19 protein-coding genes and 2 pseudogenes are annotated in these 25588 nt (G+C 70.1%); 12 read left to right on the forward strand and 9 right to left on the reverse strand.

Going from position 1 to position 25588, the window contains the following annotated elements; genetic code table 11:
* Nucleotides 1–452: 452 nt before the first annotated feature.
* Nucleotides 453–663 (reverse strand): annotated as a pseudogene (locus V2J18_RS18385) (rubredoxin).
* Nucleotides 664–711: 48 nt separating this feature from the next.
* Here V2J18_RS18385 and thiE point away from each other — a divergent pair.
* Entirely contained in the window at nt 712–1353 is a 642-nt protein-coding gene (gene thiE / locus V2J18_RS18390) for a thiamine phosphate synthase (protein ID WP_064748479.1), read from the forward strand.
* Complete coding sequence (hemL, locus tag V2J18_RS18395) at nt 1346–2629, forward strand: glutamate-1-semialdehyde 2,1-aminomutase (RefSeq protein WP_336132541.1); 1284 nt, start codon at nt 1346–1348, stop codon at nt 2627–2629. The genes thiE and hemL overlap by 8 nt, the downstream gene beginning before the upstream one ends.
* Before the next feature lie 88 nt (nt 2630–2717).
* On the opposite strand, the gene V2J18_RS18400 is transcribed toward hemL, so the two are convergent.
* Together V2J18_RS18400 and V2J18_RS18405 are read right to left on the reverse strand one after the other, a co-directional pair.
* On the reverse strand, nt 2718–4838 hold the full coding sequence (locus V2J18_RS18400) for a TonB-dependent siderophore receptor (protein WP_336132542.1): 2121 nt from the start codon (nt 4836–4838) through the stop codon (nt 2718–2720).
* 526 nt (nt 4839–5364) lie between these two features.
* On the reverse strand, nt 5365–6585 hold the full coding sequence (locus V2J18_RS18405; RefSeq protein WP_064748474.1) for an acetylornithine/succinyldiaminopimelate transaminase: 1221 nt from the start codon (nt 6583–6585) through the stop codon (nt 5365–5367).
* Nucleotides 6586–6744: 159 nt separating this feature from the next.
* On the opposite strand from V2J18_RS18405, the gene V2J18_RS18410 reads away from it, so the two are divergent.
* A complete protein-coding gene (locus V2J18_RS18410) occupies nt 6745–8337 on the forward strand; it encodes a M20/M25/M40 family metallo-hydrolase (RefSeq protein ID WP_064748473.1) in 1593 nt (530 codons plus the stop codon).
* Nucleotides 8338–8734: 397 nt separating this feature from the next.
* Entirely contained in the window at nt 8735–10009 is a 1275-nt protein-coding gene (locus tag V2J18_RS18415; protein WP_336132543.1) for a DUF3472 domain-containing protein, read from the forward strand.
* An 82-nt stretch (nt 10010–10091) separates the two neighbouring features.
* Here V2J18_RS18415 and V2J18_RS18420 read toward each other — a convergent pair whose 3' ends face one another.
* Both V2J18_RS18420 and V2J18_RS18425 read right to left on the reverse strand, forming a co-directional pair.
* The gene (locus tag V2J18_RS18420; RefSeq protein WP_064748471.1) at nt 10092–10907 is read right to left on the reverse strand and encodes an SDR family oxidoreductase; all 816 of its coding nucleotides are present in this window, start codon (nt 10905–10907) and stop codon (nt 10092–10094) included.
* 285 nt (nt 10908–11192) lie between these two features.
* Nucleotides 11193–11861, reverse strand: coding sequence for a protein kinase family protein (locus V2J18_RS18425; RefSeq protein ID WP_336132544.1), 669 nt, complete (start codon nt 11859–11861; stop codon nt 11193–11195).
* A 190-nt stretch (nt 11862–12051) separates the two neighbouring features.
* Here V2J18_RS18425 and V2J18_RS18430 point away from each other — a divergent pair, with 190 nt between their 5' ends.
* A complete protein-coding gene (locus V2J18_RS18430; RefSeq protein ID WP_064748469.1) occupies nt 12052–14070 on the forward strand; it encodes a bifunctional DedA family/phosphatase PAP2 family protein in 2019 nt (672 codons plus the stop codon).
* Nucleotides 14071–14097: 27 nt separating this feature from the next.
* Here V2J18_RS18430 and V2J18_RS18435 read toward each other — a convergent pair whose 3' ends face one another.
* From V2J18_RS18435 to V2J18_RS18445, 3 genes are all read right to left on the reverse strand, one after another.
* Nucleotides 14098–14679: an LON peptidase substrate-binding domain-containing protein gene (locus V2J18_RS18435; protein ID WP_336132545.1), complete on the reverse strand. Its 582-nt coding sequence runs from the start codon at nt 14677–14679 to the stop codon at nt 14098–14100.
* A gap of 104 nt (nt 14680–14783) precedes the next feature.
* Entirely contained in the window at nt 14784–16169 is a 1386-nt protein-coding gene (mpl, locus tag V2J18_RS18440) for a UDP-N-acetylmuramate:L-alanyl-gamma-D-glutamyl-meso-diaminopimelate ligase (protein ID WP_336133137.1), read from the reverse strand.
* Between the two features lie 241 nt (nt 16170–16410).
* Nucleotides 16411–16989, reverse strand: a complete 579-nt coding sequence (locus V2J18_RS18445) for an adenylate kinase (protein ID WP_064748477.1) — start codon at nt 16987–16989, stop codon at nt 16411–16413.
* Nucleotides 16990–17167: 178 nt separating this feature from the next.
* Here V2J18_RS18445 and V2J18_RS18450 point away from each other — a divergent pair, with 178 nt between their 5' ends.
* The 5 genes from V2J18_RS18450 (at nt 17168) to V2J18_RS18470 (ending at nt 21864) form a co-directional block, all read left to right on the forward strand.
* Nucleotides 17168–18424 (forward strand): 6-phosphofructokinase, encoded by a 1257-nt coding sequence (locus tag V2J18_RS18450; RefSeq protein ID WP_064748467.1) that lies wholly within the window; start codon nt 17168–17170, stop codon nt 18422–18424.
* 40 nt (nt 18425–18464) lie between these two features.
* Complete coding sequence (locus tag V2J18_RS18455; protein WP_141233504.1) at nt 18465–19463, forward strand: hypothetical protein; 999 nt, start codon at nt 18465–18467, stop codon at nt 19461–19463.
* Between the two features lie 23 nt (nt 19464–19486).
* Nucleotides 19487–20284 (forward strand): helix-turn-helix domain-containing protein, encoded by a 798-nt coding sequence (locus tag V2J18_RS18460; RefSeq protein WP_141233503.1) that lies wholly within the window; start codon nt 19487–19489, stop codon nt 20282–20284.
* 110 nt (nt 20285–20394) lie between these two features.
* Nucleotides 20395–20835 (forward strand): VOC family protein, encoded by a 441-nt coding sequence (locus tag V2J18_RS18465; RefSeq protein ID WP_064748464.1) that lies wholly within the window; start codon nt 20395–20397, stop codon nt 20833–20835.
* Between the two features lie 225 nt (nt 20836–21060).
* Entirely contained in the window at nt 21061–21864 is an 804-nt protein-coding gene (locus V2J18_RS18470; protein ID WP_141233502.1) for a hypothetical protein, read from the forward strand.
* A 129-nt stretch (nt 21865–21993) separates the two neighbouring features.
* Here V2J18_RS18470 and V2J18_RS18475 read toward each other — a convergent pair whose 3' ends face one another.
* The gene (locus V2J18_RS18475; RefSeq protein ID WP_064748462.1) at nt 21994–22512 is read right to left on the reverse strand and encodes a hypothetical protein; all 519 of its coding nucleotides are present in this window, start codon (nt 22510–22512) and stop codon (nt 21994–21996) included.
* Between the two features lie 510 nt (nt 22513–23022).
* On the opposite strand from V2J18_RS18475, the pseudogene V2J18_RS18480 reads away from it, so the two are divergent.
* Both V2J18_RS18480 and V2J18_RS18485 read left to right on the forward strand, forming a co-directional pair.
* Nucleotides 23023–25062: pseudogene (locus V2J18_RS18480) on the forward strand (sodium-translocating pyrophosphatase); the annotation flags it as partial.
* 246 nt (nt 25063–25308) lie between these two features.
* Nucleotides 25309–25545 carry an OmpA family protein gene (locus V2J18_RS18485; protein ID WP_425606121.1) on the forward strand — a complete coding sequence of 79 codons (237 nt, stop codon included), beginning with the start codon at nt 25309–25311 and terminating at the stop codon, nt 25543–25545.
* The last annotated feature ends 43 nt before the right edge of the window (nt 25546–25588 follow it).

A 25588-nucleotide genomic window follows, 5' to 3' on the forward strand; every position in this document is an offset into this window, starting at 1 on the left:
TCGATTCGTCAACACTCGTCGAAACCGCTGCTTTCCGCGCTTCCCACCGGCGATCTTCCTGCCAGCGGGCCGCGCATCTTACAGCCTGTTTCCGATCCGTCAACACGTATCGAAACCGCCGCCTTCCGCGCGCCCCCGAAGCAATCCAGCTCGTCCCGGGGAGCCGCACATTATGCAGACATGAACAGGGCTTGGGAAGAGGTCGCGCGCCACTTCAGCGAAGTTTTTTCGAACCACCGAGTCACCCCGTAGGTAGAAGGGACCGCTTTTTTGCCGCCCGCCGTCGGGCTACTGCTTGCTGCCCTCACCTCCCGCCAAGCGCGACAGGGGCGCTACTAACAGGATGGCAGCGAATGGGTCCGCAGATTCCCCGCTAGGCCCGGAAACCATATGAACGAAAAGGCCCGCGCAGTCGCGCGGGCCGTTCGGCGATGCGGGAGGGACTTAGCCACTCAGACCTGCATCATCTCGAAGTCGTCCTTGGTCACCCCGCAATCGGGGCAGGTCCAGGTATCCGGCACGTCTTCCCAGCGCGTGCCCGGGGCCAAGCCCTCTTCCGGCAAGCCCTTGGCTTCGTCGTAGATGAAGCCGCAGACGACACACATCCAGGTGCGGTAGGCGGTGGTCGCGGCGGACTCGGACATGGGCGGATAATGCGTGGATTGCGGGACGCGCATTGTCCCATTCCGCCCTCCCCTACGGAAGCCGCCCATGACCTCCCGCTGGCCGCGCCGCGGCCTGTATGCGATCACGCCCGACGAAGCCGACACCCCGCGTCTGCTGCGCCGGGTCGAAGCCGTGCTGGGCGCCGGCGCGCACTGGCTGCAATACCGCAACAAAGCCGCCGACGCCGCGCTGCAACGCGCTCAGGTGCAGGCGCTGCAGCCGCTGTGCCGCGCCCACGGCGTGCCGCTGATCGTCAACGACGACTGGCGCCTGGCCGCCGAGCTCGGCGCCGATGGCGCGCACCTGGGCGAGGACGACGGCGAACTGCCCGCCGCGCGCGTCGCGCTCGGCAGCCGGGCCATCCTCGGCGCCTCTTGCTACGACGACATCGCCCTGGCTCGCGCCGCCGCCGCGCAGGGCGCCAGCTATGTCGCGTTCGGCGCGTTTTTCGTTTCGCCGACCAAGCCGCATGCGCGCCGCGCTTCGCCCGCGTTGCTCGCGCAGGCGGCGGCGCTGGGGCTGCCGCGGGTGGCGATCGGCGGCATCGCCCCGGACAATGCCCGGCCGCTGGTCGATGCGGGCGCCGACCTGCTCGCGGTCATCAGCGGCGTGTTCGACGCCCCCGACCCGGCCGCCGCGGTACGCGCCTACCTTTCCTGTTTCGAAGAAGACTCCCGCCATGACTAACGCTCGTTCCCACGATCTGTTCACCCGCGCCCAGGCGCTGATTCCCGGCGGCGTCAATTCGCCGGTGCGCGCGTTCAAGTCGGTCGGCGGCGAACCATTCTTCGCCCAGCGCGCCGACGGCGCCTATCTGTACGACGTCGACGGCAACCGTTACGTCGACTACGTCGGCTCGTGGGGGCCGATGATCGCCGGTCATGCGCATCCGCAGGTGCTGGCCGCGGTCGAACGCACCATGCGCGACGGCCTCAGTTTCGGCGTGCCGAACGCGCTGGAAGTGACCATGGCCGAAGTCATCACCCGGATCGTGCCGAGCTGCGAAATGGTGCGGATGGTGAACTCCGGCACCGAGGCGACGTTGTCGGCGATCCGGGTCGCCCGCGGCGCCACCGGCCGCAGCCGCATCGTCAAGTTCGAGGGCTGCTACCACGGTCACGGCGACAGCTTCCTGGTCAAGGCCGGCAGCGGGGTCATGACCCTGGGCCTGCCGAATTCGCCGGGCGTGCCCTCGGCCCTGGCCGACCTCACCCTGACCCTGCCCTACAACGATTTCGACGCCGCAACGAAGCTGTTCGACGAAGCCGGCGGCGAAATCGCCGGACTGATCATCGAACCCATCGTCGGCAACGCCAACTGCATCCTGCCTCGCGAAGGCTATCTGCAGCACCTGCGCGAGCTGTGCACGAAGCACGGTACCGTGCTGATCTTCGACGAGGTGATGACCGGCTTCCGCGTCGCCCTGGGCGGCGCTCAGCAGCGCTACGGCATCGCCCCGGACCTGAGCACCTTCGGCAAGATCATCGGCGGCGGCATGCCGGTCGGCGCCTACGGCGGCCGCCGCGAGCTGATGCGGCAGGTGGCGCCGGCCGGCCCGATCTACCAGGCCGGTACGCTGAGCGGCAATCCGGTGGCGATGGCCGCGGGCCTGGCGACGCTCGAGCTAATCCAGGCCCCGGGCTTCCATGCCGAACTCGAACGCCGCACCCATGCCCTGTGCGACGGTCTGGAAGCGGCCGCGCGCGAGGCCGGCATCGCCTTCGTCACCACCCGCGCGCCGGGCATGTTCGGGCTGTATTTCCGCGACGGCGCGATCGAGAGCTTCGACGACGCCAAGGCCTCCGACAGCGCGCGTTTCAACCGCTTCTTCCACGCCATGCTCGAGCGCGGCGTGTATCTGGCGCCGTCGGCGTTCGAAGCCGGCTTCGTGTCGAGCGCGCACGGCGATGCGGAAATCGCCCACACCCTGGAAGCGGCGCGGGCCGCCTTCGCGACCCTGTAAACCCCGCCGCGCGTTGGCGAAACGAAAAGGGGCCGACCGCGTCGGCCCCTTTTTTTGTCGGCTCATGCCGCGATCGCCCGTCGCCGGCTCAGAACCGGTAGGTCGCGCTCAAGCCGATGTTGCGGCGGGCGCCGAACCAGCAATCGCCGCGGCCCATGCAGATGCTGAAGTAGCGCTTGTCGGTCAGGTTGTTGACGTTGAGCGCCCAGCGCCATGCGCCGGCGTCGAGCGACACCATCGCATCGGCCAGGGTCACCGACGGCGTGGTCGGCGCGGGCGGGCTGTCGAACGCGCTCATGTAGCGCAGGCCCAGGCCGGCGGCGAAGCCGTCGCGGCCGCCGATGCTGAAACGCTGCTTGCCCCAGACTGCGGCCTGATGGCGCGGAGTGGCCTCAAGCTGCTTGTCGTTGTCGAGATAGTTGTAGTGCGCGGTGAGGTCGAAGCGAGAGGTCAACCGGCCGGTCAGCTCCAGCTCGAAACCGCCGACCGTGGTCTTGCCCGCCTGCACGTTGACGTTGGGGTTGGCCGGATCGGGGACCAGACGATTCTCTTCGCGCAGCTCGTAGGTCGCGGCCGTGAAGCTCAGATCGCGGCCGGCGGGCTCGAACTTGAGTCCGGCTTCGATCTGCTCGCCCCGTTGCGGCTTGTAGCGCGCGCCGGTCAGCGCATGGGTGCCGGCCACCGGGGTGAACGACTCGCTGTAGCTCAGGTAGGGCGACCAGCCGGCCCAGTCGTGGAACATCACGCCTAGGCGCTTGGTGGTGGCGCTGGACTTCTCGTCTCCGGCGCCGGCCAACCCGCTCTTGGCGCGATCGTGGCGCAGCCCGGCGACGACGATCCAATGCTCGCCGATGCGCATCTGATCCTGCAGGTACAGGCCGACCTGGCGCTGGCGGGTCTTGACCGCCGGGCCGAACGCCGGCGGCGTGTGCGGCAAGTACACCGGGGCGTAGATGTCGATCGCCGGCATGGTGCCGCCGCGGTCTTGCGCGCTCTCGAACAGCTGCCGCTCGTCCTGCTTGAAGCGCACCGCGTCCACGCCCGCCAGCATCTGGTGCGCGACCGCGCCGGTGTCGAATCGGCCTTCGACATGCTGGTCGATGTTCTGCATCCGCACCCGGGTATCGGCGAACCAGCCTTCGCGCCGGATGACCCGCTGCTGCGCATCCACGAAGGGATTCGACGGACCGCTGAACGGATCGCCGTAGGCGCTGGCGTAATCGACCTTGTTGCGGGCGGCGCGGAAGGCCTGGCGCAGGGTCCAGTTTTCGTTGAGGCGGTGTTCGAATAGCCAGCCTGCGGTGGTGCGGTCGGTGTCGTAGTGGTCGCCCGGATTGCCGATAAAACGGTGCGACGGCACGCGCCCGTTCGGGTTCGACGCCAGCAATCCGCTCCAACCGAAGAACTGCGAGGTCGAGCCGGTGCGGTCCTGCTGCCAGCGCAGCTGCAGGGTCAACGAGGTGTCTTCGCTGGGCCTCCAGGTCAACGAGGGCGCGATCAGGCGACGGTCGTCGTCGACGTGATCGACCTGGGTTTCGCTGTCGCGGTAGACGCCGACGATGCGGTACAGCCAAGTGCCGTCCTCGGTGAGCGGCCCGGTGAAGTCGGCATTGAGCTGACGGCGATCGAAGCTGCCGACTTGCACGCCGATCTCGCGCTGCGCCTGAGCCTGCGGGCGCTTGCTGACCAGGTTGATGACGCCGGCGGTGCTGCCTTGCCCGAACAGCATCGACGAAGGGCCGCGCAGCACTTCGATGCGCTCGAGCAGGTAGGGATCGGTGCGCGCCGAGCTGGTGTAGTAGTTGAACGAGCTGCGCAGACCGTCGAGGTATTCCTGCGGCGAGCTGCCGCGGATCAAGGTCCAGTCGCCGCGCGAATCCAGGCCGTAGGCGTCGGAGCGCACGCCGGCCGCGTAGTTGAGCGCGTCCTGGACGTTGAGCGCGCCTTGGTCGGTCATGCGCTCGCGGGTGACCACGGTGATCGCTTGCGGGGTTTCGTCGATCGGCGTGTCGGTCTTGGTCGCGGTGACGGCGCTGCCGGCCTTGTAGCCATCGCCCGCCCCTTGCACCACGACATGGTCGAGCGTGGTGGCCCGGTCGCGATCGGCTTCGGCCGGCGCAGAGTCGGCGCTCGCGGCGAACGCCGACAGGCTCAGGGGGACAGCGATGGCCAAGGCCAGGGGCGCCAGGCGCGGACGGCGGCGGGACATGAGGGGGCGGCTCCGAAGGGTTGTAGCAAACGAGAATTATTATCGTTTGAATCGACCGCACGGGTAAAGACCCGTATTTTCCAGAGCTTCCGCGTCAGACCGGGCTGCCGGTCAGCGCCGAGCGGCGAAACGCGCGTCCCCTCATTCGACGCGGCAGTCGCGCGGACTCGGCATCGGAACGCGGCCGAGCTAGATACGCAATGAGCGGACGCCGATCCGGCCCGGCTGCAGAGACATGTACGGGACTTGCTGTTCGCCGGCGCGGCCGTCGCATAGCCGCAGGCTGGGCCGGGACGGCGGCGAGCGCACGCGCCACCGTCAGCGCCATCCTCCGACCAGCGACGGGGTCGAGGTCGAACGGCGATTCGACGTGCCGGCGCGGCGCGATCGGCGCCTGGCCTTCGTCCGTCCGGCGCGGACCGACGAAAGCGGCGACGTGTTCGTCCGCGATGGGCAAAGCTCGCCGGCGCACGGCCGGCGAGCAGGCCGCAGAAGACGCAGCGCTTCGTCGCTGCGTCCAGGGGCCTCAGCGGCCGAGGAACTTCAGCAGCGCCGCGCGCAGGCGCGACAGGCCTTCGGCGACATCGGCGTCGCCGATATTGAGGGCCGGCACGAAGCGCAGCACGTCCGGGCCGGCCTGCAGCAGCAACAGGCCTTGCCCGACGCACAGGTCGAGGATCTCCCCCGCCTTTCCGGCATGCGCCTCGCGCAGCTGCGCGCCGATCATCAGGCCGCGGCCGCGGACCTCGGCGAACAACGCCAGCTCGGCGTCGAGGGCGAGCAGACCGGCGCGGATCGCCGCGGCCTGACGCTCGACGTTGGCCATCAGCGCCGGCGAACGCAACTCGCGCAGCGCCGCGCCAGCGACGGCGGCGGCGAGCGGGTTGCCGCCGAAGGTGGTGCCGTGGGCGCCGAACTGCATCGCCTGCGCCGCCTGGGCGCCGACCAGCATGGCGCCGATCGGGAAGCCGCTGCCCAGGGCCTTGGCCAGTGTGACCACGTCCGGGGTCACGCCGTAGGCATGGCAGGCGAACAACTGGCCGGTGCGGCCCATGCCGCACTGGATCTCGTCCAGGATCAGCAACGCTCGATGGCGGTCGCACAGCGCACGCAGGCCCTGCAGGAACGCCTCGTCGGCGGCGGTCACGCCGCCCTCGCCTTGCACCGGCTCGACCAGCACCGCGCACACCGCACCGTCGGCCATGGCCGCTTCGGCCGCGGCCAGGTCGTTGAAATCGCTGTAGCGGAAGCCCGGCGGCAGCGGTTCGAAACCTTCGTGGTACTTGGGCTGCGCGGTGGCGGTGACCGCGGCCAGGGTGCGGCCGTGGAAACTGCCGCGGAAGCTCAGGATCACCCGCCGCTCGGGTTCGCGGCCCTGTCCGGTCGCCCACTTGCGCGCGAGCTTGATCGCCGCTTCGTTGGCTTCGGCGCCGGAGTTGCACAGGAACACGCGCTCGGCGAAACCGGAAGCCGACACCAGTTGCTCGGCCAGCTGCAGCGGCGGCTGGCTGACGAAGACATTGCTGGTGTGCCAGAGCTTGCCGGCCTGTTCGGTCAGGGCCTGAATCAGCGCCGGATGGGCGTGGCCGAGCGCGTTGACCGCGATGCCGGCGCCGAAATCCACGTATTCGCGACCGTCCAGGTCCCAGATGCGCGAACCCTGGCCACGATCGAGAACGATCCGACGCGGGCGGTAGACAGGCAGGTAGTAGCGCTCGGAGAGGGCGTAGAGCGAGGCGGTGTCCATGGACGGCGGCGGTTCGCGGTGCGGGGAGGAAGCGGCCATTGTCGCGCATCGTGCCGGGCCGCGCAGCGGCGCCGGCCCGGCTGCGGCAGAATCGCCGCTGCCGCGTCCGCCGGCCGCAACCGCCCGCCGGCCCGCGCTGCCGTCATCGAGGGAGTTCCGATGCGCATCCGCCGTCGCCCCGCCGCCCCGTCGCTCCGCTTGCTGCCCGCCGCCTTGGCCCTGGTGCTCGGTCCCGCCTTCGCCGCACCGCCGGCGCCGCTGTCCATGGACACCGATCAGGCATTCGATTCGGCCTCGGTGGCGCCGTTCGCCGGCGCCTATCCGGACGTCTACGCCCGGCTCGAACAACGCCGCGAACAGGATCTTGCGCATTTGCAGCGCTGGCTGCGCCAGCCCTCGGTCAGCGCGCAGAACCGCGGCATCGGCGAGATGGCCGAACTGCTGCGCAGCGATCTGCAGGCGCTGGGCTTCCGCGATACCGCTGTGGTGCCGACCGCGGGCCATCCCGGCGTGTACGGCTATTACGACGCCGGCGCCGAACACACCCTGATCGTCTACATGATGTACGACGTGCAGCCGGTCGAACCGAGCGGCTGGAAAGTCGACGCCTTCGCCGGCGAACTGGTCGACGAACCCGGCCTCGGCCGGGTGCTGATGGCGCGCGGCGCGACCAACCAGAAAGGCCCGCAGCGCGCTTTCCTCAACGCCTTGGACGCGATCGTGCGCGCGCGCGGCAAGCCGCCGCTGAACCTGATCGTACTGGCCGAAGGCGAGGAGGAACTCGGCTCGCCGCACTACCCGCAGATCGTCGCCCGCTACGAGCAGCGGCTGCGCCGCGCCGACGGCGTGTTCTTCCCGATGAGCACCCAGGACCGCGACGGCCAGGCGTCGATGTTCCTCGGCGTGAAAGGCATTCTGTACATGGAGCTGGAGGCCAAGGGCAACCCGGTCAGCGGCGGCCCGCAGCGCAGCGAGGTGCACGGATCGCTCGCGGCCAAGCTCGATTCGCCGAGCTGGCGGCTGGTGCAGGCGCTGGCGACGCTGACCACGCCCGACGGCGAGATCGCCGTGCCCGGCTATCGCGATGCGATCCGCAAACCCAGCGCGGAAGAGCAACGCTTATTCAATGGCCTGGTGCTCGGACGCAAGGCCGACGAGGCCAAGCAGCTGGCCGCCGTCGGCGCGGCGCGCTGGAAGAACGGCCGCCGCCTGCGCGATGCCGCGGCGGCCGAAGTGTTCGATACCACGCTCAACATCGACGGCCTGGTCGCCGGCTACACCGGCGAAGGGGTCAAGACCATCCTGCCGCACCGCGCGCTGGCCAAGGTCGATTCGCGACTGGTACCGGACCAGACGCCCGAGCAGGCGCTGGCGCTGATCCGCAAGCACCTGGACGCGAACGGCTTCAACGACATCGAGGTACGCCGGCTGTCGGGCTATCCGCCGGCGCAGACGTCGATCGAGGCGCCGCTGAGCCGCGCCGTGTTGAGCGTCTACCGCAAGTACGGGCAGACCCCGCCGGTGGCGCCGCGCATCGGCGGCAGCGCACCGTATTACGTGTTCACCCAGACATTGGGGCTGCCGATGCTCGCCGGCGGATTGGGCCACGGCGCCGGCGCGCACGCCCCGAACGAATACACGGTGATCGACCCCGCGCCGGGCTCGAAGGTGGCGGGACTGGTGGAAACGGAGAAGTTCTACGTCGACTTGCTGTACGCGTTCGCGCAGGCCTTGCAACAACCGCAGCGCTGAATCGGGGGCGGCGGCGGTCGGCCTCTGCGCCGGCCCTGCGGCGGCATGGCGTCGCCATGACCGGCAACGCCCCCGCGCGCATCGTTGCGAATCTGCGTCACGTTTCTCGCGACCCCGCGAGCCGACGGGCCTGCGCGCAGGTCCGGACGCCGGCGCAAAACCCGATCTGCCTCCGCCACGGACGAGGCGCGCATCGGCGCAATTTCGTCCGTTTCTCCCATTGCGCAAGCCACCGACGACTTTCACGGACGCCGGTTTTCGGCGCAACGCCCCGTCGCTGCGTACTGGCGGATTTACACGGCGTTGCGTCCATTGACGCGTTCGGAAAAGCAGTGACGTAATCGCCGCCGCGCTCCGCCGCCCCGCGTCATCCACTGTCCGCCCACGGAGAACGACCATGCGAAAAGCCGCCGTCTGGCTGTTGCTGTCCCTGAGCCTGTTGTCCGCCCCATCGTTCGCGCAAACCAAGACCCTCGTACCGCTGGGCGGAAACGCCTTCATCACCCGACCCGCGCCCGCGGGCGAGGAACTCGTCGACGACACCGGGTTGCACAACTGGAGCTCGGACAAGGCGGTGGCCAGCGTCTATTTCTTCACCCATCGCGTCGGCAAGGTCGAGCTCTCGCTGGTAGGGGCGCTGCACGGCGCGACCCGCAGCACGGTCGAAGTCTCGATCGGCGGCCAACGCCGGCTCGCGGCGTTGTCGGGCACCGCGACGTCGTCCTTCCATGTCGGCAGTTTCGCCATCGCCCGCCCCGGCTACGTCAAGGTCGACCTGCGCGGCGTCAGCACCGACGGCGGCTACTACGGCGATATCTCCGGGCTGGAAGTAAGCGGCAGCGCCGCGTCCGCCGGCCTGGTGTTCGCCGACGATCCGGCCAACTTCTACTGGTCGCGGCGCGGTCCGTCGGGCCATCTGGGCTTCGCCGTGCCGGAGAACACCGAATACTTCTACAACGAGGTCACGGTGCCGAAGGGCCACGACCCGATCGGCTCCTACTTCATGGCCAACGGCTTCTCGCAGGGCTATTTCGGGATCCAGGTGAATTCGGCCAGCGAACGCCGCGTGCTGTTCTCGGTGTGGGACTCGCCCGCCGGCAAGACCACCTTGCTGAAGAAAGGCCCCGACGTGATCGCGCAGGACTTCGGCGGCGAAGGCACCGGCGGGCAGAGTTTCCTGCGTTACGACTGGAAGCCCGGCCACACCTATCGCTTCATCACCCGCGCACGTCCGGACGGCCAGGGCAACACCCTGTTCTCGGCCTGGTTCGGCACGCCCTGCGTGCTCGGCCGCGGCGATTGCCGGTGGAAATTCATCGCCAGCTGGAAGTACGAAGGCGTCTCCACCTACCAGAAGGGGGTGTACTCCTTCATCGAGTCGTTCAATCCGGACTACGGCTACCTCGACCGCCTGGCCCTGTACGGCAATCAGTGGGCGGTGTCCGCCGACGGTCTGTGGACGGAAGTGAAGTCGGCGCGCTTCACCGTGGATGCGACGGCGCAGAACCGCCAGCGCCTGGACATCACCGGCGGCGCCGTCGCGCCGGCCTTCTATCTGCGCAATACCGGCTTTTTCAGCAGCGCGGCGGCGCCGGGCAGCGTGTTCGCCCGCAGCGCCTCGTGGTTCAAGCCGCGCGTGAACCTGGCGGCGCTGCCCGAATCCGCTCCCTGAGCCGAGCCGAGCAGCGCATCGTCCGGTCGCGTGCCGCAAGAAGAAGCCCCGCGTTCGCGGGGCTTTTTCCTGCGCTGGCGCCTCAGCCGAGGAACAGGTCCGGCAACAACGGCTTGTCCGGATCGACCGCGTAGCGGCCGAAGTCGGCGACGCCGGCCTCGCTCAGCACTTCTTCGTCGATCAGGAAACGGCCGTAGAACCCCTGCGCCGGCCGGATCAGCACCTCGCGCACCGCATCGGCGACGATCTCCGGCTTGCGGCAACGGTCCACCGGAACGCCGGGGATGAGGTTCAAGGCATCGGTGGCGATGATGGTCTTCGGCCAGAGCGCGTTGACCGCGATGCCGCTCGGGCCGAATTCGCCGGCCAGGCCCAGGGTCACGAAGCTCATGCCCATCTTGGCCAGGGTGTAGCCGGTATGCGGCGCCCACCACTTGACGTCCAGGCTCGGCGGCGGCGCCAGGGTCAGGATGTGCGGGTTCGCGGCCTGGCGCAGATACGGCAGGCAGGCCTGGGCGCACAGGAAACTGCCGCGCGCGTTGACCTGCTGCATCAGGTCGAAACGCTTCATCGGCGTGTCCAGGGTGCCGCGCAGCCAGATCGCGCTGGCGTTGTTGACCAGGATGTCGATGCCGCCGAACGCGTCTGCGGTCGCCGCGACCGCGGCCTGGACCTCGTCTTCCTCGCGGATATCGCATTTGAGCGCCAGCGCGCGCCCGCCGGCCGCCTCGACTTCGGCGGCGACGCTGTGGATGGTGCCGGGCAGCTTGGGATTGGCGACCGCCGACTTGGCCGCGATGGCCACGTTGGCGCCGTCGCGCGCCGCGCGCAGCGCGATCTCGCGGCCGATGCCGCGCGAGGCGCCGGTGATGAAGAGAGTTTTGCCTTGGAGGGTCATTGGGGGGCCGGGATTGGAGATTCGGGATTCGGGATTCGCAAGCCGGGATTCGGGATTCGAGAATCGGGATTCGGCAAAGCGGGCTCTTTCACATCCTAATCCCTACGCCAGCGTCTGGACGAGACGAGGAGTCTGCATCGCACCCGTCGCGGGCACGATCGCTCCATCGATCCAGACTCGTCGATCGACGGCAACGATTCAGCCCTCACCCGCAAGCCGGCGAGGGCTCCGCCACCTCGCCTGCGCTCGAGCGAATCCCCAATCCCGAATCCCCAGCCCCGGCTCTCAGGGCTTCGGCCCCTGCCCCTCGTTGTCTTCCCAATGCAGGATTCGGCGGGTGACGAAGCGGTAGACCGGTTTGCCGGTGGCGAACCAGGCCTCGCGCAGCCAGGAGCGGCGCTGGAGCAGGCGGCGCTCTACCGGAGTGAGCGCTTGTGCGCAATAAGTGCGCTTGTGTTTGAGCAGATGGCGCAAATCCTCGCGCGCGAGCAAACGCATCCAGCGCGCGCGCGGATCGCCGCGGGTGGCGAGCTGGAAATCGATGATCGCCGGACGGCCGTCGGCGAGCACCAGCCAGTTGGCTTCCTTGGCCAGGTCGTTGTGCGCCAGGCCGCGCCGGTGCAGCCGCTGCAGCAGCCGCCGGGCCTGACGAAAATAGGCCAGGTCGCCGTGCGGCGGGCGCTGGTACATCGCCGCGCCGTCGAGGTAGCTGCGATCCAGGCAGCGGCCGTCCCAGGCCAACAACTGCGGTGTCGCTTCCAGGCCGTCGACGCGCCGCAGCGCGCGCGCCTCGCGCCGCGCCAGCCACCACGCCGGCAGCCGCAGCCACCACGGCACGCGACCGAGATCGCGCCGCACGAACAGCCCCTGCGGCCCACGCATCAGAGCGATGCGGCCGAAGCTGTCGGCCTTGAGCGCCGCGACTTCGCTGGGCAGGGTGGGGTCTGTGGGCATGGCGGCAAGTGTACTTGTAGCGGGGATTGGGGATTGGGGATTGGGGATTGGGGATTGGGGATTCGGGATTCGGGATTCGCAAAGCCAAGGCCAAAGCCGAGCCCTGGCTCTAGCCGATCCTCAATCCCGAATCCCCAATCCCCGCCGTCCGGTCATCCTCGCCACAGCAGGCCCTGCCTATAATCGGCCGATGGAACCTGCCTGGCTCGAAAGCGCGACCGCATGGATCGCGGCCAATCCCATCGCCGCCGGCATCGTGATCTTTCTGATCGCGTTCTGCGATGCGCTGGTCATCGTCGGCATCGTCGTACCCGCGTTGCCGCTGCTGTTCGCGGTCGGCGCGCTGGTCGGCCTGGGCCACATCAACGGCCCCTATGCCTTGGTCTGTTCGACCCTGGGCGCCTTCGCCGGCGACGGGTTGAGTTACTGGGTCGGCTATCGCTGGGGGCCGACCTTGCGCGAACGCTGGCCGTTCTCGCGTTATCCGCAATGGCTGGACCGCGGCGAGAATCTGTTCCGCCGCCACGGCAGCAAGAGCATCGTGATCGCGCGCTTCGTCGGCGCGGTGCGGCCGTTCGTGCCGGCCATCGCCGGCATGCTGCGCATGCCGATGCGGCGCTATGCGATCCCCAGCCTGCTCGCCTGCGCCGCCTGGTCGGGGCTGTTCCTGGCGCCGGGCTGGATCCTGGGCGCATCCTACGACGCGGTCGCCGCGGTCGCCGACCGGCTGGCGGTGGTGTTGGGCGGCTTGCTGGCCGCCCTGGCCTTGGTCTGGGCCGGCGTGCTCTACACCTGGCGCTGGTTCGCCAACCACGCCGACAACCTGCTCGCGCGCGCGCTGCGCTGGACCCGCGCGCATCCGCGCCTGGGCCGCTACGCCGCGGCGCTGATCGATCCCAACCGGCCGGAGTCGGCCTCGCTGGTGATGCTGGCGGTCTGCCTGCTCGGGATCAGCTGGATCTGGTTCACCCTGCTGGCCACGCTGCTGGCCAGCGGCGGGCCGCTGGCGATCGACCACAGCGTGCACGAGTTCATGTGGACCCTGCGCAATCCGCTCGCCGACCGGCTGATGGCCGGCCTGGCCAGCCTCGGCGATCCGGCCGTGCTGGCGCCGGCGGCGTTGGCGGTGCTGGTCTATCTGGCCTGGCGCCGGCGCTGGATGGCGGCGGCGCATTGGGTCGGCGCGATCGTGTTCGGCCTGGCGCTGACTTCCTTGCTGGAGGCGGCGATCGACATGCCGCGTCCGCCGACCGCGCCGGCCGGCTTCGGCTTCCCTTCGGTCGCGGTGACCATGACCACGATCGTGTTCGGCTTCTTCGCCGTGCTGATCGCGCGCGAGCTGCCGGGCCGGCAGCGGGTCTGGCCGTATTTGTTGGCCGGCGTGGTCACCACCCTGGTCGGCTTCTCGCGCCTGTACCTGGGCGCGCACTGGCCCAGCGACCTGGTCGGCGGCACCTTGTTCGGCATCGTCTGGCTGCTGGTGCTGGGCATCGCCTACCGCCGCCACGTCGCCCGCTCGTTCTGGATGCGGCCGCTGGCGGTGCTGTTCTACACCGTGTTCGCGGCCGCCGCGCTGTGGCATGCGCCGCGTTCGGCCGATGCCTTGCTGGCCAAGTTCGCCGCCGCCCAACCCACCGCGGTGCTCGATGCGCAGGCCTGGTGGCGCAGCGATTGGGCCAGCCTGCCGGCGCAGCGCAACGAGCGCGATGCGCGCGGGCGCTGGCCGCTGGACGTGCAGGTCGCCGGCCCGCTGCCGCCGCTGCGCGCCAGCCTGGAAGCCGCCGGCTGGCGGGTGCAGGAACAGGCCAACTGGCTGTCGACCATCGCCTTGCTCGACGACGACACGCCGGCGCGCGAACAAGCGGTGCTGCCGGCCACCCTCGATGCCCAGGCCGAGGCCCTGCTGATGCTCCGCGACGGCCCCAGCCCGGACCTGCAATACGCGCTGCGCCTGTGGCCGGCGCCGGCGGTGCTCTCCGACGGCACGCCGCTGTGGGTCGGCACGGCGCAGACTTTGCGCCTGACCAAGCCCTTCGATGCCGCGACGCTGTGGCTGCCGCAATCCGACGGCGGCCGCGCCCATGCCGAAGTGCGCAAGGCGCTGACCGGCTTCGTCCTGCTCGAACAAGCGCATCCGAAGAACGGCGCGCCGGTGCTGCGCCTGCGTTCGCAGTACCGGTTGCCGCAAACCGTCGCGCCCGCGCCTTGATCCGGCTGCCGCGCCGAGCGCGGCGGCTCAGTGCAACAGCGTCAGCAGGTGGTCCAGGCGCCGGTGCGGGTCGTCGAGCTGCAGCAGCCATTGCCGCTGCGCCGGCGCCAGCGGCAGCAGTTCGGCCAGGCGCCAGCCGACCCAGGCCGCTTCGTCGCGGCGCGCATGCGGCGCCAGATGGTGCTCGCCGCCGGCCTTCTCCAACAGCCCTTCGAGCAAAGTCGCCAGCAACGAATGCTCCGGACGCAGTTCGTCGTCAGGGTCCGGCGCGCACCATTCGACTTCGGCGACTTGCAGACCGTTGTCGCGCACCCGCACCCGACCGGCATGGAAACGGCGGGCGCCGCGCACACGCAGCAACAACAGGCCGTCGTCGCCGGTGCCGAAATCCTCGATCAACGCCTCGGTGCCGAATGCCGCCGCGGTAGCGGGCGCGCCGGTCTCCTGGCCTTCCATGATCAGGCACACGCCGAAGCCGCGTCCCTCGCGGCCGCAATCGCGGATCAGGTCGAGATAGCGGCGCTCGAACACGCGCAGGCCGATCGACGCGCCGGGCACCAGCACCGTATGCAGCGGAAACAGTCCCAGCGGTTCGCGGTCGGCGGACATGGCCGCAGTGTACTCGCGGCCCGCTCGGCGTCGAGAGACGACGGACGCGTTCGCAGGACGACGCGGTCCGCAGAGCGCCGGCCGCGGCGCGGCCGGCGCAGGGCTCAGCCCGTACGGGCGTCGCGCAGGGCGGCGAAGAAGCGGCGCGGCGCGCCGTCGAACCCGCCGTTGGACATGAACACCACGTGGTCGCCGCTACGCACGCGTTCGCGCAGCGCGGCGATCAAGGCATCGGCGTCGGCCACCGCGACGCCTTCGCCGCGCAGGCCGGCGACGACCTTGCCGGCGTCCCAGGCCAACTCGGGGCGATGCAGGAACACCACCGCATCGGCGCCGTCCAGCGACGGCGCCAGCGCCTCGGCGTGCGCGCCCAGGCGCATGGAATTGCTGCGCGGCTCCATCGCCACCACGATCCGCGCCGTACCGACCCGGGCGCGCAGCCCGGACAGGGTGGTCGCGATCGCGGTCGGATGGTGGGCGAAGTCGTCGTAGACGGTGACGCCGCCGGCCTCGCCGATCACTTCCAGGCGCCGCTTGACGCTGCGGAAGCGGGCCAGCGCCGGCAGCACCGTGGCGACTTCGACGCCGACCGCGTGGGCGGCGGCCAGGGCGGCCAGGGCGTTCATGACGTTGTGGCGGCCGAGCAGCGGCCAATGCACTTCGCCGATCTCGCGTCCCTGGTGCAGCACGGCGAACGCGCTGCCGTCCTGGTGGATCAGGCGCGCGCTCCAATCGAACGCCGCGCCGTCGCCGGCGTCGAGGCCGAAACGTTCGACCGGGGTCCAGCAGCCCATCGCCAGCACTTCGGCCAGGCGCGCGTCCTCGCCGTTGACGATCAGGCGGCCGCGGCGCGGCACGGTGCGCACCAAATGGTGGAACTGGCGCTGGATCGCGGCGACATCGGGAAAGATGTCGGCGTGGTCGTATTCCAGGTTGTTGAGGATCGCCACCAGCGGCCGGTAGTGGACGAACTTGCTGCGCTTGTCGAAGAACGCGGTGTCGTACTCGTCGGCCTCGACCACGAACTCGCGCCCCGACCCGACCCTTGCCGACACGCCGAAGTCCTCGGCCACGCCGCCGATCAGGAAGCCCGGCCGGCGACCGGCGGCTTCCAGCAGCCAGGTCAGGATGGTGGTGGTAGTGGTCTTGCCGTGGGTGCCGGCGACCGCGAGCGTGTCGCGGCCCGGCAGGACCCGCTCGGACAGCCACTGCGCGCCGGAGGTGTAGCGGCGGCCGTCGTCGAGCACCTGTTCGACCGCGGCATTGCCGCGCGAAAGCGCGTTGCCGACCACGACTTCGTCGCAATCCGGCGAGATGTTTTCGGGGCGGTAGCCCTGGCTCAGGACGATGCCGAGCTGCTCGAGCTGGGTCGACATCGGCGGATACACCGCCTGGTCGCTGCCTTCCACGTCGTGGCCGAGTTCGCGCGCGAGCGCGGCGACGCCGCCCATGAACGTACCGGCGATGCCCAAGATATGGAGCTTCAAGATCCGAGTTTCCAAAAGAGTTTGCGAATGCTCGACCAAGCGACTCCCGCTGGCACCGACTCCCCGCTCCCGCTGGCGGGAGCGGGATGGGTGAGGGCACGCGCAAACGGCCGACGACGAAACCATCCTACCGACGCGCCTGGGCCTTCAATACCGGGATCTGGATTCGAACGAACGGAGCGGGCGGCCGCTCGCGGCCCACGCCCCAGCCCTCTCCCGCCGACGGGAGAGGGAGCGAAGCGGCTCAGCCCACCGTCGGCGCCGGTTCCAGCGCTTCGATGATGCGGGTGAACACGTCGTCGAGCGAACCCACGCCGTCGACCACGGTCAGCCGGCCGTGCTGGCGGTAGTACTCGATCACCGGCGCGGTCACGTCGTCGTAGACCTTCAGGCGGGTGCGCACGGCGTCCGGGCTGTCGTCGGGGCGGCCCTGGGCGGCGGCGCGGCCGGCGATGCGGTCGACCAGCAGTTCGGTCGGCACCTCGAGCTGGACCGCGAAGTCCATCGGCTGGCCGATCTTCTTCAGCAGCACGTCCAGCGCATCGGCCTGGGCCAGGTTGCGCGGGTAGCCGTCGAGGATGAAGCCGCCGGCGGTATCGGGACGCGAGAAACGGTCCTCGAGCATGCCGAGCAGGATCTCGTCGCTGACCAGGTTGCCGGCGTCCATCACCGCCTTGGCCTCCAGGCCGAGCTTGGTGCCGGCCGCGACTTCGGCGCGCAGCAGGTCGCCGGTGGAAATATGCGGCACCTGCAGATGCTCCTTGAGCCGCGCAGCCTGAGTGCCCTTGCCGGAACCCGGCGCGCCCAGAAGTACCAATCGCATCAACATCGCTCCTAAGACACATGAAACCGCGCCCGGCGCGGCGCGCCGGACCAGGCCCGGGCCAGCCCCAGGCTGGCCTGCTCGCGGGGCGGCGCTACACTCGGAAGCTGCCGACCACCCGCCGGGCGAAAGATTGCGGCCAGCTTACCGCACTCCGGCGCAAATCTCTGGAATCCCCATGCCCCAAGGAACCCTGCTGTACGCACAGTCCGGCGGCGTGACCGCCGTCATCAACGCCACCGCCGCGGCGGTCATCGAGACCGCCCGGGCCCGCAAGGTGAAGGTCCTGGCCGCCCGCAACGGCATCCTCGGCGCCCTGCGCGAGGAACTGATCGACACCTCCAAGGAGTCGGCGGCGGCGATCCGCGCCCTCGGCCATACCCCCGGCGGCGCCTTCGGCTCCTGCCGGCTCAAGCTCAAGTCGCTGGAGGCCGACCGGGCCCGCTACGAGCGCCTGCTGGCGGTGCTGCAGGCCCACGACGTGCGCTGGTTCCTCTACAACGGCGGCAACGATTCGGCCGACACCGCGCTCAAGGTCTCGCGCCTGGCCGCCGAATTCGGCTATCCGCTGACCTGCGTGGGGGTGCCCAAGACGGTCGACAACGACCTGGCGGTGACCGACTGCTGCCCGGGCTTCGGCTCGGCCGCCAAGTACACCGCGGTCTCGGTGCGCGAGGCCGCGCTGGACGTGGCGGCGATGGCCGAGACCTCGACCAAGGTGTTCGTCTACGAGGCCATGGGCCGCCATGCCGGCTGGCTGGCCGCCGCCGCCGGCCTGGCCGGGGACGGCCCGGACGCCGCCCCGCACCTGATCCTGTTCCCCGAGCGGCCGTTCGACGAGGCCGACTTCTTCGCCAAGGTGAAGGCCACGGTCGAGCGGGTCGGCTACTGCGTGGTGGTCGCCAGCGAGGGCATCCAGACCGCCGACGGACGCTTCGTCGCCGACGCCGGCGGCGGCAAGGACTCCTTCGGCCACACCCAGTTGGGCGGGGTCGCCTCGCACCTGGCCGGGCGGGTCAAGGACGCGTTGGGCTACAAGGTCCACTGGACCCTGCCCGACTACCTGCAGCGCTCGGCCCGCCACCTGGCCTCCAAGACCGATGTCGATCAGGCCCGCGCGGTCGGCAAGGCCGCGGTCGAGCTGGCGCTGAAGGGCCGCAATGCGGTGATGCCGGCGATCGTGCGCACCTCGCAGGCGCCGTACCGCTGGAAGATCGAGCCGGTCGCATTGGACAAGGTCGCCAACCACGAGAAGAAGATGCCGGCCGGTTTCGTCCGCAAGGACGGCTACGGCATCACCGCCGCCGCCCGCCGCTACCTGGAGCCGCTGATCCGCGGCGAGGCGCCGCCGCCGTACGGCCGCGACGGCCTGCCCAAGTACGTGACGCTGAAGAATGTCGCGGTGAAGCCCAAGCTGCCGCCTTACCAGGACTGAGCGCCCCCAGCCCCTCCGTCGCCCCTCAGGAACCGTTCGAATGGAATCCGGAACGTTCTGCCCGCGCTTGCCCTGGACTGCCGCCCTCGCGCTGGCGCTGATCGCCGCCCCGGCCCTCGCCGGCGAGGGCTACGTGATCCACCGCGAAGGCGCCAAGCCCAAGCGCAGCCTGATCTACGCCGACGCCGGCTCGGTCGAGCCGGCGCTGACGCTGGAAGAGCAGACCCAGCTGCTGTTCGAGCGCGGCCCCGACGCGGTCGAGGCCGCGCGTGCCGCGGCGCCGCGCGCGCTGCAACTGATCGAGGTGCGCGAGCACCGCGACGCCCCGGACAAGCTGATCCACGAGCTTCAGATCGACTGCGCGGCCGGCCGGGTGCGGGTGATCGCCGGCGAGGCCCACCTGCGCAACGACACCCGCCGGCCCCTGCCGGCCCGGGACTGGGCGCCCGCCTCCGCCGGCTGGCTGCAGCAGGCGCAGCGTTTCGCCTGCGAGCCCGCCGCGCGCGACGCCGCGCACGGCATGCAGGTCCTGTCGCAGCCGATCGGCCTGCTCGATGCGGTCGACCGGACTTGGGCCGAGCAATGGCCCGACGGCCGCCGCCCGCCCTACACCGGCGACCGCAGCGAGGCCGCGGTGCAGGCCCAGGAACAGAAGATCGACCAAGCCATCAGCCAGCTGTCCAGCAGCATGGAACAACTGCGCAGCAATCTGCAGGCGCAGGAGCGCGACGCGAGCGAGCAGGCCGCGCAGGCCGCGCGCCAGGCCGAGCGGCGCGCGCAGACGCCGGCGCCGGCCCTGGAGCAATGGATCGAGGCGCCGGTGCAGTTGCTGGTCGGCACCTGGGGCGAGCCCAAGGCCTATCGCGACGAGGCCGACGCGCGTTGGCTGGACTACGTGATCGCCGCCGACGGCGGCGCGTCGTCCGCGCGCTGCTCGGTGCATTTCCTGGTCCGCGACGGCCGGGTGCGCGATTACCAGACCGGCGGCTCCAGCGCCCATTGCCGGCAGGCGCAGCTGCCGCCGGGGCCGAGCCTGTGAAACCGCCGGCACCGACCGCGCCGGTGCCCGCGCCCTTGCGGCCCTGGGTGGCGCAGGTGTGGTCGTGCGCGCGTCCGCACCGGCCGGAGCCGGGCGCGCGCGAACACGGCCTGCCCAGCGGCGCGATGCATCTGGCGGTGCGCCTGGACGGTCCGCCCCTGCGCCTGTACGCCGACGCCGGCGACATGCGCGGCCGCGACTTCGGCCCAGCGATCGTGGCCGGCGTGCGCAGCGGCTATTGCATCAAGGACCTGTCCCGGCCCGCGGCTTCGGTCGGCGCCGTACTGCGGCCCGGCGCGGCGCTGGCCTTGTTCGGCGTGTCGGCGGCCGAGCTGGCCGGCCAGCACGTCGATCTGCGCGAGCTGTGGGGCAGCCGGGCCGAGTCCCTGTACCAACAACTCGCCGCCTGCCCCGATCCGCAGCGCCGCCAGGCGCTGTTCGAACGCTTCCTGCTCCGACGCCTGCGCGGGGCGCGCGGCCTCGATCCGCAGATCGCCCTGGCCGCGCGCACCCTGCAGCGCGAACCGGCAGCGGTGGCGGCGATGGCGGCCGGCGCCGGACGCAGCCATCGCCATTTCATCGCCGCTTTCCGCGACGCCACCGGCCTGTCGCCGAAACGCTACGCGCGGGTGCAGCGCTTCCGCCGCCTGCTCGAACGCCTGAGCGCGCTGCCCGATCCGGACTGGGCCGGGCTGGCCCTGGATGCCGGCTATGCCGACCAATCGCATCTGATCCGGGAATTCGGCGAGTTCGCCGGAGTCAGCCCGGGGCGCTATGTCGCCGCCCGGGTGCGCTCGCCGCATCATCTGCCGATCGGCTGAACCGGCGCTCCGGAAACGCCGCGGTCAATTTCGTCCAATCCGCCCGCCGCGCACGGCCCTAACCTGCGCCTACCGTCGATCCCCCGACTTTCCCGCCTCCGGAGCCCGCCATGGCCGTGCACGAACTGTTCCCCTATCTGTGCGTCGCCGACGCACGCGCTGCGGTCGAGTTCTACTGCGGCGTGTTCGGCGCCACCGAGAAATTCCGCCTGGTCGAGCCCGGCGGGCGCGTGGGCCACGTCGAACTGGATTTCGCCGGCGCCACCTTGATGCTGTGCGAGGAGTTCCCCGAGATCGACGTGCGCCGGCCCGATCCTGCGCGCGGCCACAGCCACAGCCTGCACCTGCATGTCGACGACGCCGACGATGTGGTCGCGCGCGCCGTGGCCGCCGGCGCGCGGCTGGCGATGGCGCCGCGCGATCATTTCTACGGCGAACGCTCCGGCACCGTGATCGACCCGTTCGGCCATCGCTGGAACATCGGCCACAGCATCGAGCAGGTGACGCCGGAGGAAATGCAGCGGCGCTATGAGGACGAGCCGGGTTGCTGAACCGTGCCGCGGCGGACGCCGGTCCGGCGTCCGTTCAGGCACACATCGCGTGCGAACGAACGATGACAAGGTGTGCGCTGCGTCGGAGCTTCGGCGCATAAGCACATTCGTCCATCTCAAAAACCGTTGATTCGACCCGGCGATTGCGGCAATCTGCCGGCGCGCGCGTTCATGCGAATGATGGCGGGACGCACGGATGCCGTTTCGACTTACAAGGAGGCCTTCGTGAAAGGCAAGTTGCTGACGCTGTTCGCCCTGTTGCTTCCCTCCACCTCGGCCCTGGCCGGCCAGTGCGAGGACAACTTCACCAAAACCGGCAACCCGCTCAAGGGCACCGAGTATTCCACCACGCTGACCGTGCCCGGCCTGGGCGTGCCCAGCGCGATCGCGCAGATGCACAACATCGCGCTCGAAGACGGCATGAACATCATCGACGAGAACGCCGAGTCCGGCGCGATGTTGCTGGAAGTCTCGCCGAACGTGGCCCATCGCGGCCTGCAGGTGTACTTCACCGCTGCGCCGGGCGGTTTGACCAAGATGCTGCTCAAGACCCGCCGCGGCTCGCTGGCCAACGCGGACTCGATCAAGACCTCGATGTGCAAGATGCTGTACCAGCTCAAGCCCGGTAAGGCGCCGGCGACCAAGAGCGTGGGCGCCAAGCCGATCACGATCTCGGCGATCAAGCTCGGCGACCAGGTCGGCCAGACGGTGAAGGACAACGCCGGCCTGATCGACGCCCGCTTCAAGGGCAAGACCTACCGCATCAGCGGCTACTTCGCCGGTTCCGAGCCGAGCAGCCGCGGCATGGAAGTGTTCTACGACATGACCCCGTCGCTGCTGCCGGGCTACGTGCAGAGCGAGTCGACCAAGCTGTTCTACACCCGCATCATGTGCGTCATGGCCAAGGACCAGCGCGGCCATGCGCTGAGCCTGCGCGAAGGCGACAAGATCGATCTGACCGGCACCTTCGCCGAGTACCAGAGCAATACCCGCACGGCGGTGATCAGCGACTGCCGGCCGTCCAAGTAAGCGGACGCCGCGACGAACGAGACAGGGGCCGCATTCGCGGCCCCTTTCTTTTGCGCGCATTCTTGCGCGAGGGTAGCGCGCGGTTTCTGCGCCGGACGCCGCGCGGCCGGGCCGCGCGCTCGGACGGGTTCAGGCGCCGCAGGCCTTGCCTTCCACGCTCATCGAGGCGGCGAACATCGGAATCGCGGCGAGCTGGGCGGCGCCGGCCTTCTGCTTCTCGTCCTGCAAGTACAGGCGCGAACGGCCCTGCGCGTCCAATCGCGGCGGCGCGGCCGCGGCCGGCTTGCGCCAGATCCGCAACACCGCCTGCTGCTGCGGGCAGGCCGCGTTCGGCACCCGGATCAGATCGTTGAACGTCCAGCCCGCCTGTTCCGACGGCTGCGCCTTGGCCGCATCGACGAAACGCGCGCGCGGCTGGCAGGTCGGGCTGGTGCGCACGACCGCGAACTTGTAGGGCTCGGCCGCCTGGCCGGTGAACAGGCCCTCGATGCGCGCGCAGGCCTCGGGGATCTGGCGCAGGGTGTGCACGCGCCCGGCCGCTTGCGCCGGTATCGGCGCGCGTTTGATTTCAGGGACCGGGTCGGCGGCGGCATGCGCGCCGCCGGCCAGGCCGGTGCATAGCAGGGAAGCGATCAGCACGCGTCGCATCGTCGGCTCCGTTCTGTTCAGGCCATTCGTTCAGGCCGGGGCAGACTGGCACGCAGCGGCTGAACCGGTCCCGGCCGCCCGGGCGCGCTCCGATCGGCAAGCGCCGCGCCCGGGCCTGGGCGGGCTGCGCGCGCACATGCCGCGAGACGTCCCGCCACGCGATCGTCCGCGCGCGCATCGGCGGATCGATCCGCGCTTGTCCGGCACACCGGCGCGCTCGCCTGCGCAGCGCGCGCAGGCATCCGCGCAACGGCACGGCGGCGCAGCCGATCCGTGACTGGGGTCGCAGCCGCTCGCGTGCGCTCGGCGGCGCACCGCGCGCGGCGAGGTTTCGCCCTACCGGCCCCTATGCCATAGTCGCTACGACGCCGTGTCCGCAACACGGCGTCGCTGCAATGCAGCACCTGCAGCGCAACACGCGATCCGCGGAATCGCCCCACGCGCAGCCCGCGGCAAAACCGATCGACCTGTTGTCCCGTGATGTCCACTTCTACGTTCGGGGAGGGGTTCATGCTGGAGCAGTACGGTTTGACCTTGGCGCTGGGCTGCGCCGTCATCGCGATCCTCTACGGTATCGTCTCCGCGCGCTGGATCAGCGCACAACCCGCCGGCAACCAACGCATGCAGGAGATCGCCGGCGCGATCCAGGAAGGCGCACGCGCCTATCTCAACCGCCAATACACCACCATCGGCGTGGCCGGCGCGGTCTTGTTCGTGGTGATCGGACTGTTCCTCAATTGGCCGACCGCGATCGGTTTCCTGCTCGGCGCGGTGCTGTCCGGCGCGGCGGGCTACATCGGCATGAACGTATCGGTGCGCGCCAACGTGCGCACCGCCGAAGCCGCGCGCAAGGGCATGGGCCCGGCGATGGACGTGGCGTTCCGCGGCGGTGCGATCACCGGCATGCTGGTGGTCGGCCTCGGCCTGCTCGGCGTCGCCGGCTACTACGCCGCGCTCGGCCATTTCGGCATCCTCGGCGAAAAGGCGCTGCATGCGCTGGTCGGCCTGGCGTTCGGCTCCTCGCTGATCTCGATCTTCGCCCGCCTCGGCGGCGGCATCTTCACCAAGGGCGCCGACGTCGGCGCCGACCTGGTCGGCAAGGTCGAAGCCGGCATTCCCGAGGACGATCCGCGCAACCCGGCGGTGATCGCCGACAACGTCGGCGACAACGTCGGCGACTGCGCCGGCATGGCCGCCGACCTGTTCGAGACCTACGCGGTCACGGTGATCGCGACCATGCTGCTCGGCGGCCTGATGGCGGCCGACATCGGCCGCCACGGCGTGCTGTATCCGCTAGTGCTGGGCGGCGTGTCGATCATCGCTTCGATCATCGGCACGTTCTTCGTCAAGGTGGGCGACTCCAATAACGGCCGCGGCGGCTCGATCATGGGCGCGCTGTACAAGGGCGTGATCGTCTCGGCGGTGCTGGCGGCGATCGCGTTCTATCCGATCACCGCCGAACTGATGCGCGACGCCAAGTACGGCGCGACCAACCTCTATGTCTGCGCCCTGATCGGCCTGATCCTGACCGGCGCGATCGTCTGGATCACCGAGTACTACACCGGCACCCAGTACGGCCCGGTCAAGCACGTCGCCGCCGCTTCGACCACCGGCCACGGCACCAACATCATCGCCGGCCTCGGCGTATCGATGAAGTCCACTGCCTTGCCGGTGATCGCAGTGTGCGTGGCGATCTACGCGTCCTACGCGTTCGGCGGCCTGTACGGCATCGCCATCGCCGCGACCTCGATGCTGTCGATGGCCGGCATGATCGTCGCCCTCGACGCCTACGGCCCGATCACCGACAACGCCGGCGGCATCGCCGAAATGGCGGAACTGCCGTCGGAGGTGCGCGACGTGACCGACCCGCTCGACGCGGTCGGCAACACCACCAAGGCGGTGACCAAGGGCTATGCGATCGGCTCGGCGGCGCTGGCCGCGCTGGTGCTGTTCGCCGACTACACCCACAACCTGCACACCGCGCACCCCGGACACACGTTCGCGTTCGACCTGTCCGACCACATGGTCATCATCGGCCTGCTGATCGGCGGCCTGATTCCCTACCTGTTCGGCGCGATGGCGATGGAAGCGGTCGGCCGCGCCGCCGGCGCGGTGGTCGAGGAAGTGCGGCGCCAGTTCCGCGAGATCGCCGGGATCATGGAGGGCACCGGCAAGCCGCAGTACGACAAGGCGGTCGACATGCTGACCAAGTCGGCGATCAAGGAAATGATCCTGCCCTCGTTGCTGCCGGTCGCGGTGCCGGTGATCGTCGGCCTGCTGCTCGGGCCCAAGGCGCTGGGCGGCCTGCTGATCGGCACCATCGTCACCGGCCTGTTCGTGGCCATTTCCATGACCACCGGCGGCGGCGCCTGGGACAACGCCAAGAAGTACATCGAGGACGGCCATCACGGCGGCAAGGGCTCGGAGGCGCACAAGGCCGCGGTCACCGGCGATACCGTCGGCGATCCGTACAAGGACACCGCCGGCCCGGCGATCAATCCGCTGATCAAGATCATCAACATCGTCGCCCTGTTGCTGGTGCCGCTGTTGCCGGTCGCCGGCACGGCCGGCGATGCCGCCACGGCGACCCACGGCACCAGTTCGGCCGTGGCCGCGGCCACCGGCGAACCGGCGCCGACGCCGGGCGATGCCGCCGCCGACACGGCGGCGCCCGCGTCCGGCGAGCCGGCGGCGAGCGCGGACGCGAGCGCCGGCGCCGACTCGCGCAACGCCAAGCTGTACTTCGACGTGGGCTCGGCGACACCGCCGGCCGATGCCGCCGCCGAACTGGCCGGCGTGGTCGCCGCGCTCAAGGCCGAGCCCGAGCGCAAGGCGCGCATCTCCGGCTTCCACGACACCAGCGGCAGCGCCGCGACCAATGCCGAACTGGCCAAGCAGCGCGCGCAAGCCGTGCAGGCCTGGTTGGAAAGCCAGGGCATCGTCGCCGGACGCATCGCGCTCGACAAGCCGGCGGTCACCACCGGCAGCGGCGACGCCAGAGAGGCCCGGCGGGTCGAAGTGACGGTCGAGTAAAGCGCACCCGAACCCGGACGACGACGGCGGCTGCGGCCGCCGT

The organism is Lysobacter firmicutimachus (genome assembly GCF_037027445.1).
GTDB lineage: Bacteria > Pseudomonadota > Gammaproteobacteria > Xanthomonadales > Xanthomonadaceae > Lysobacter > Lysobacter firmicutimachus.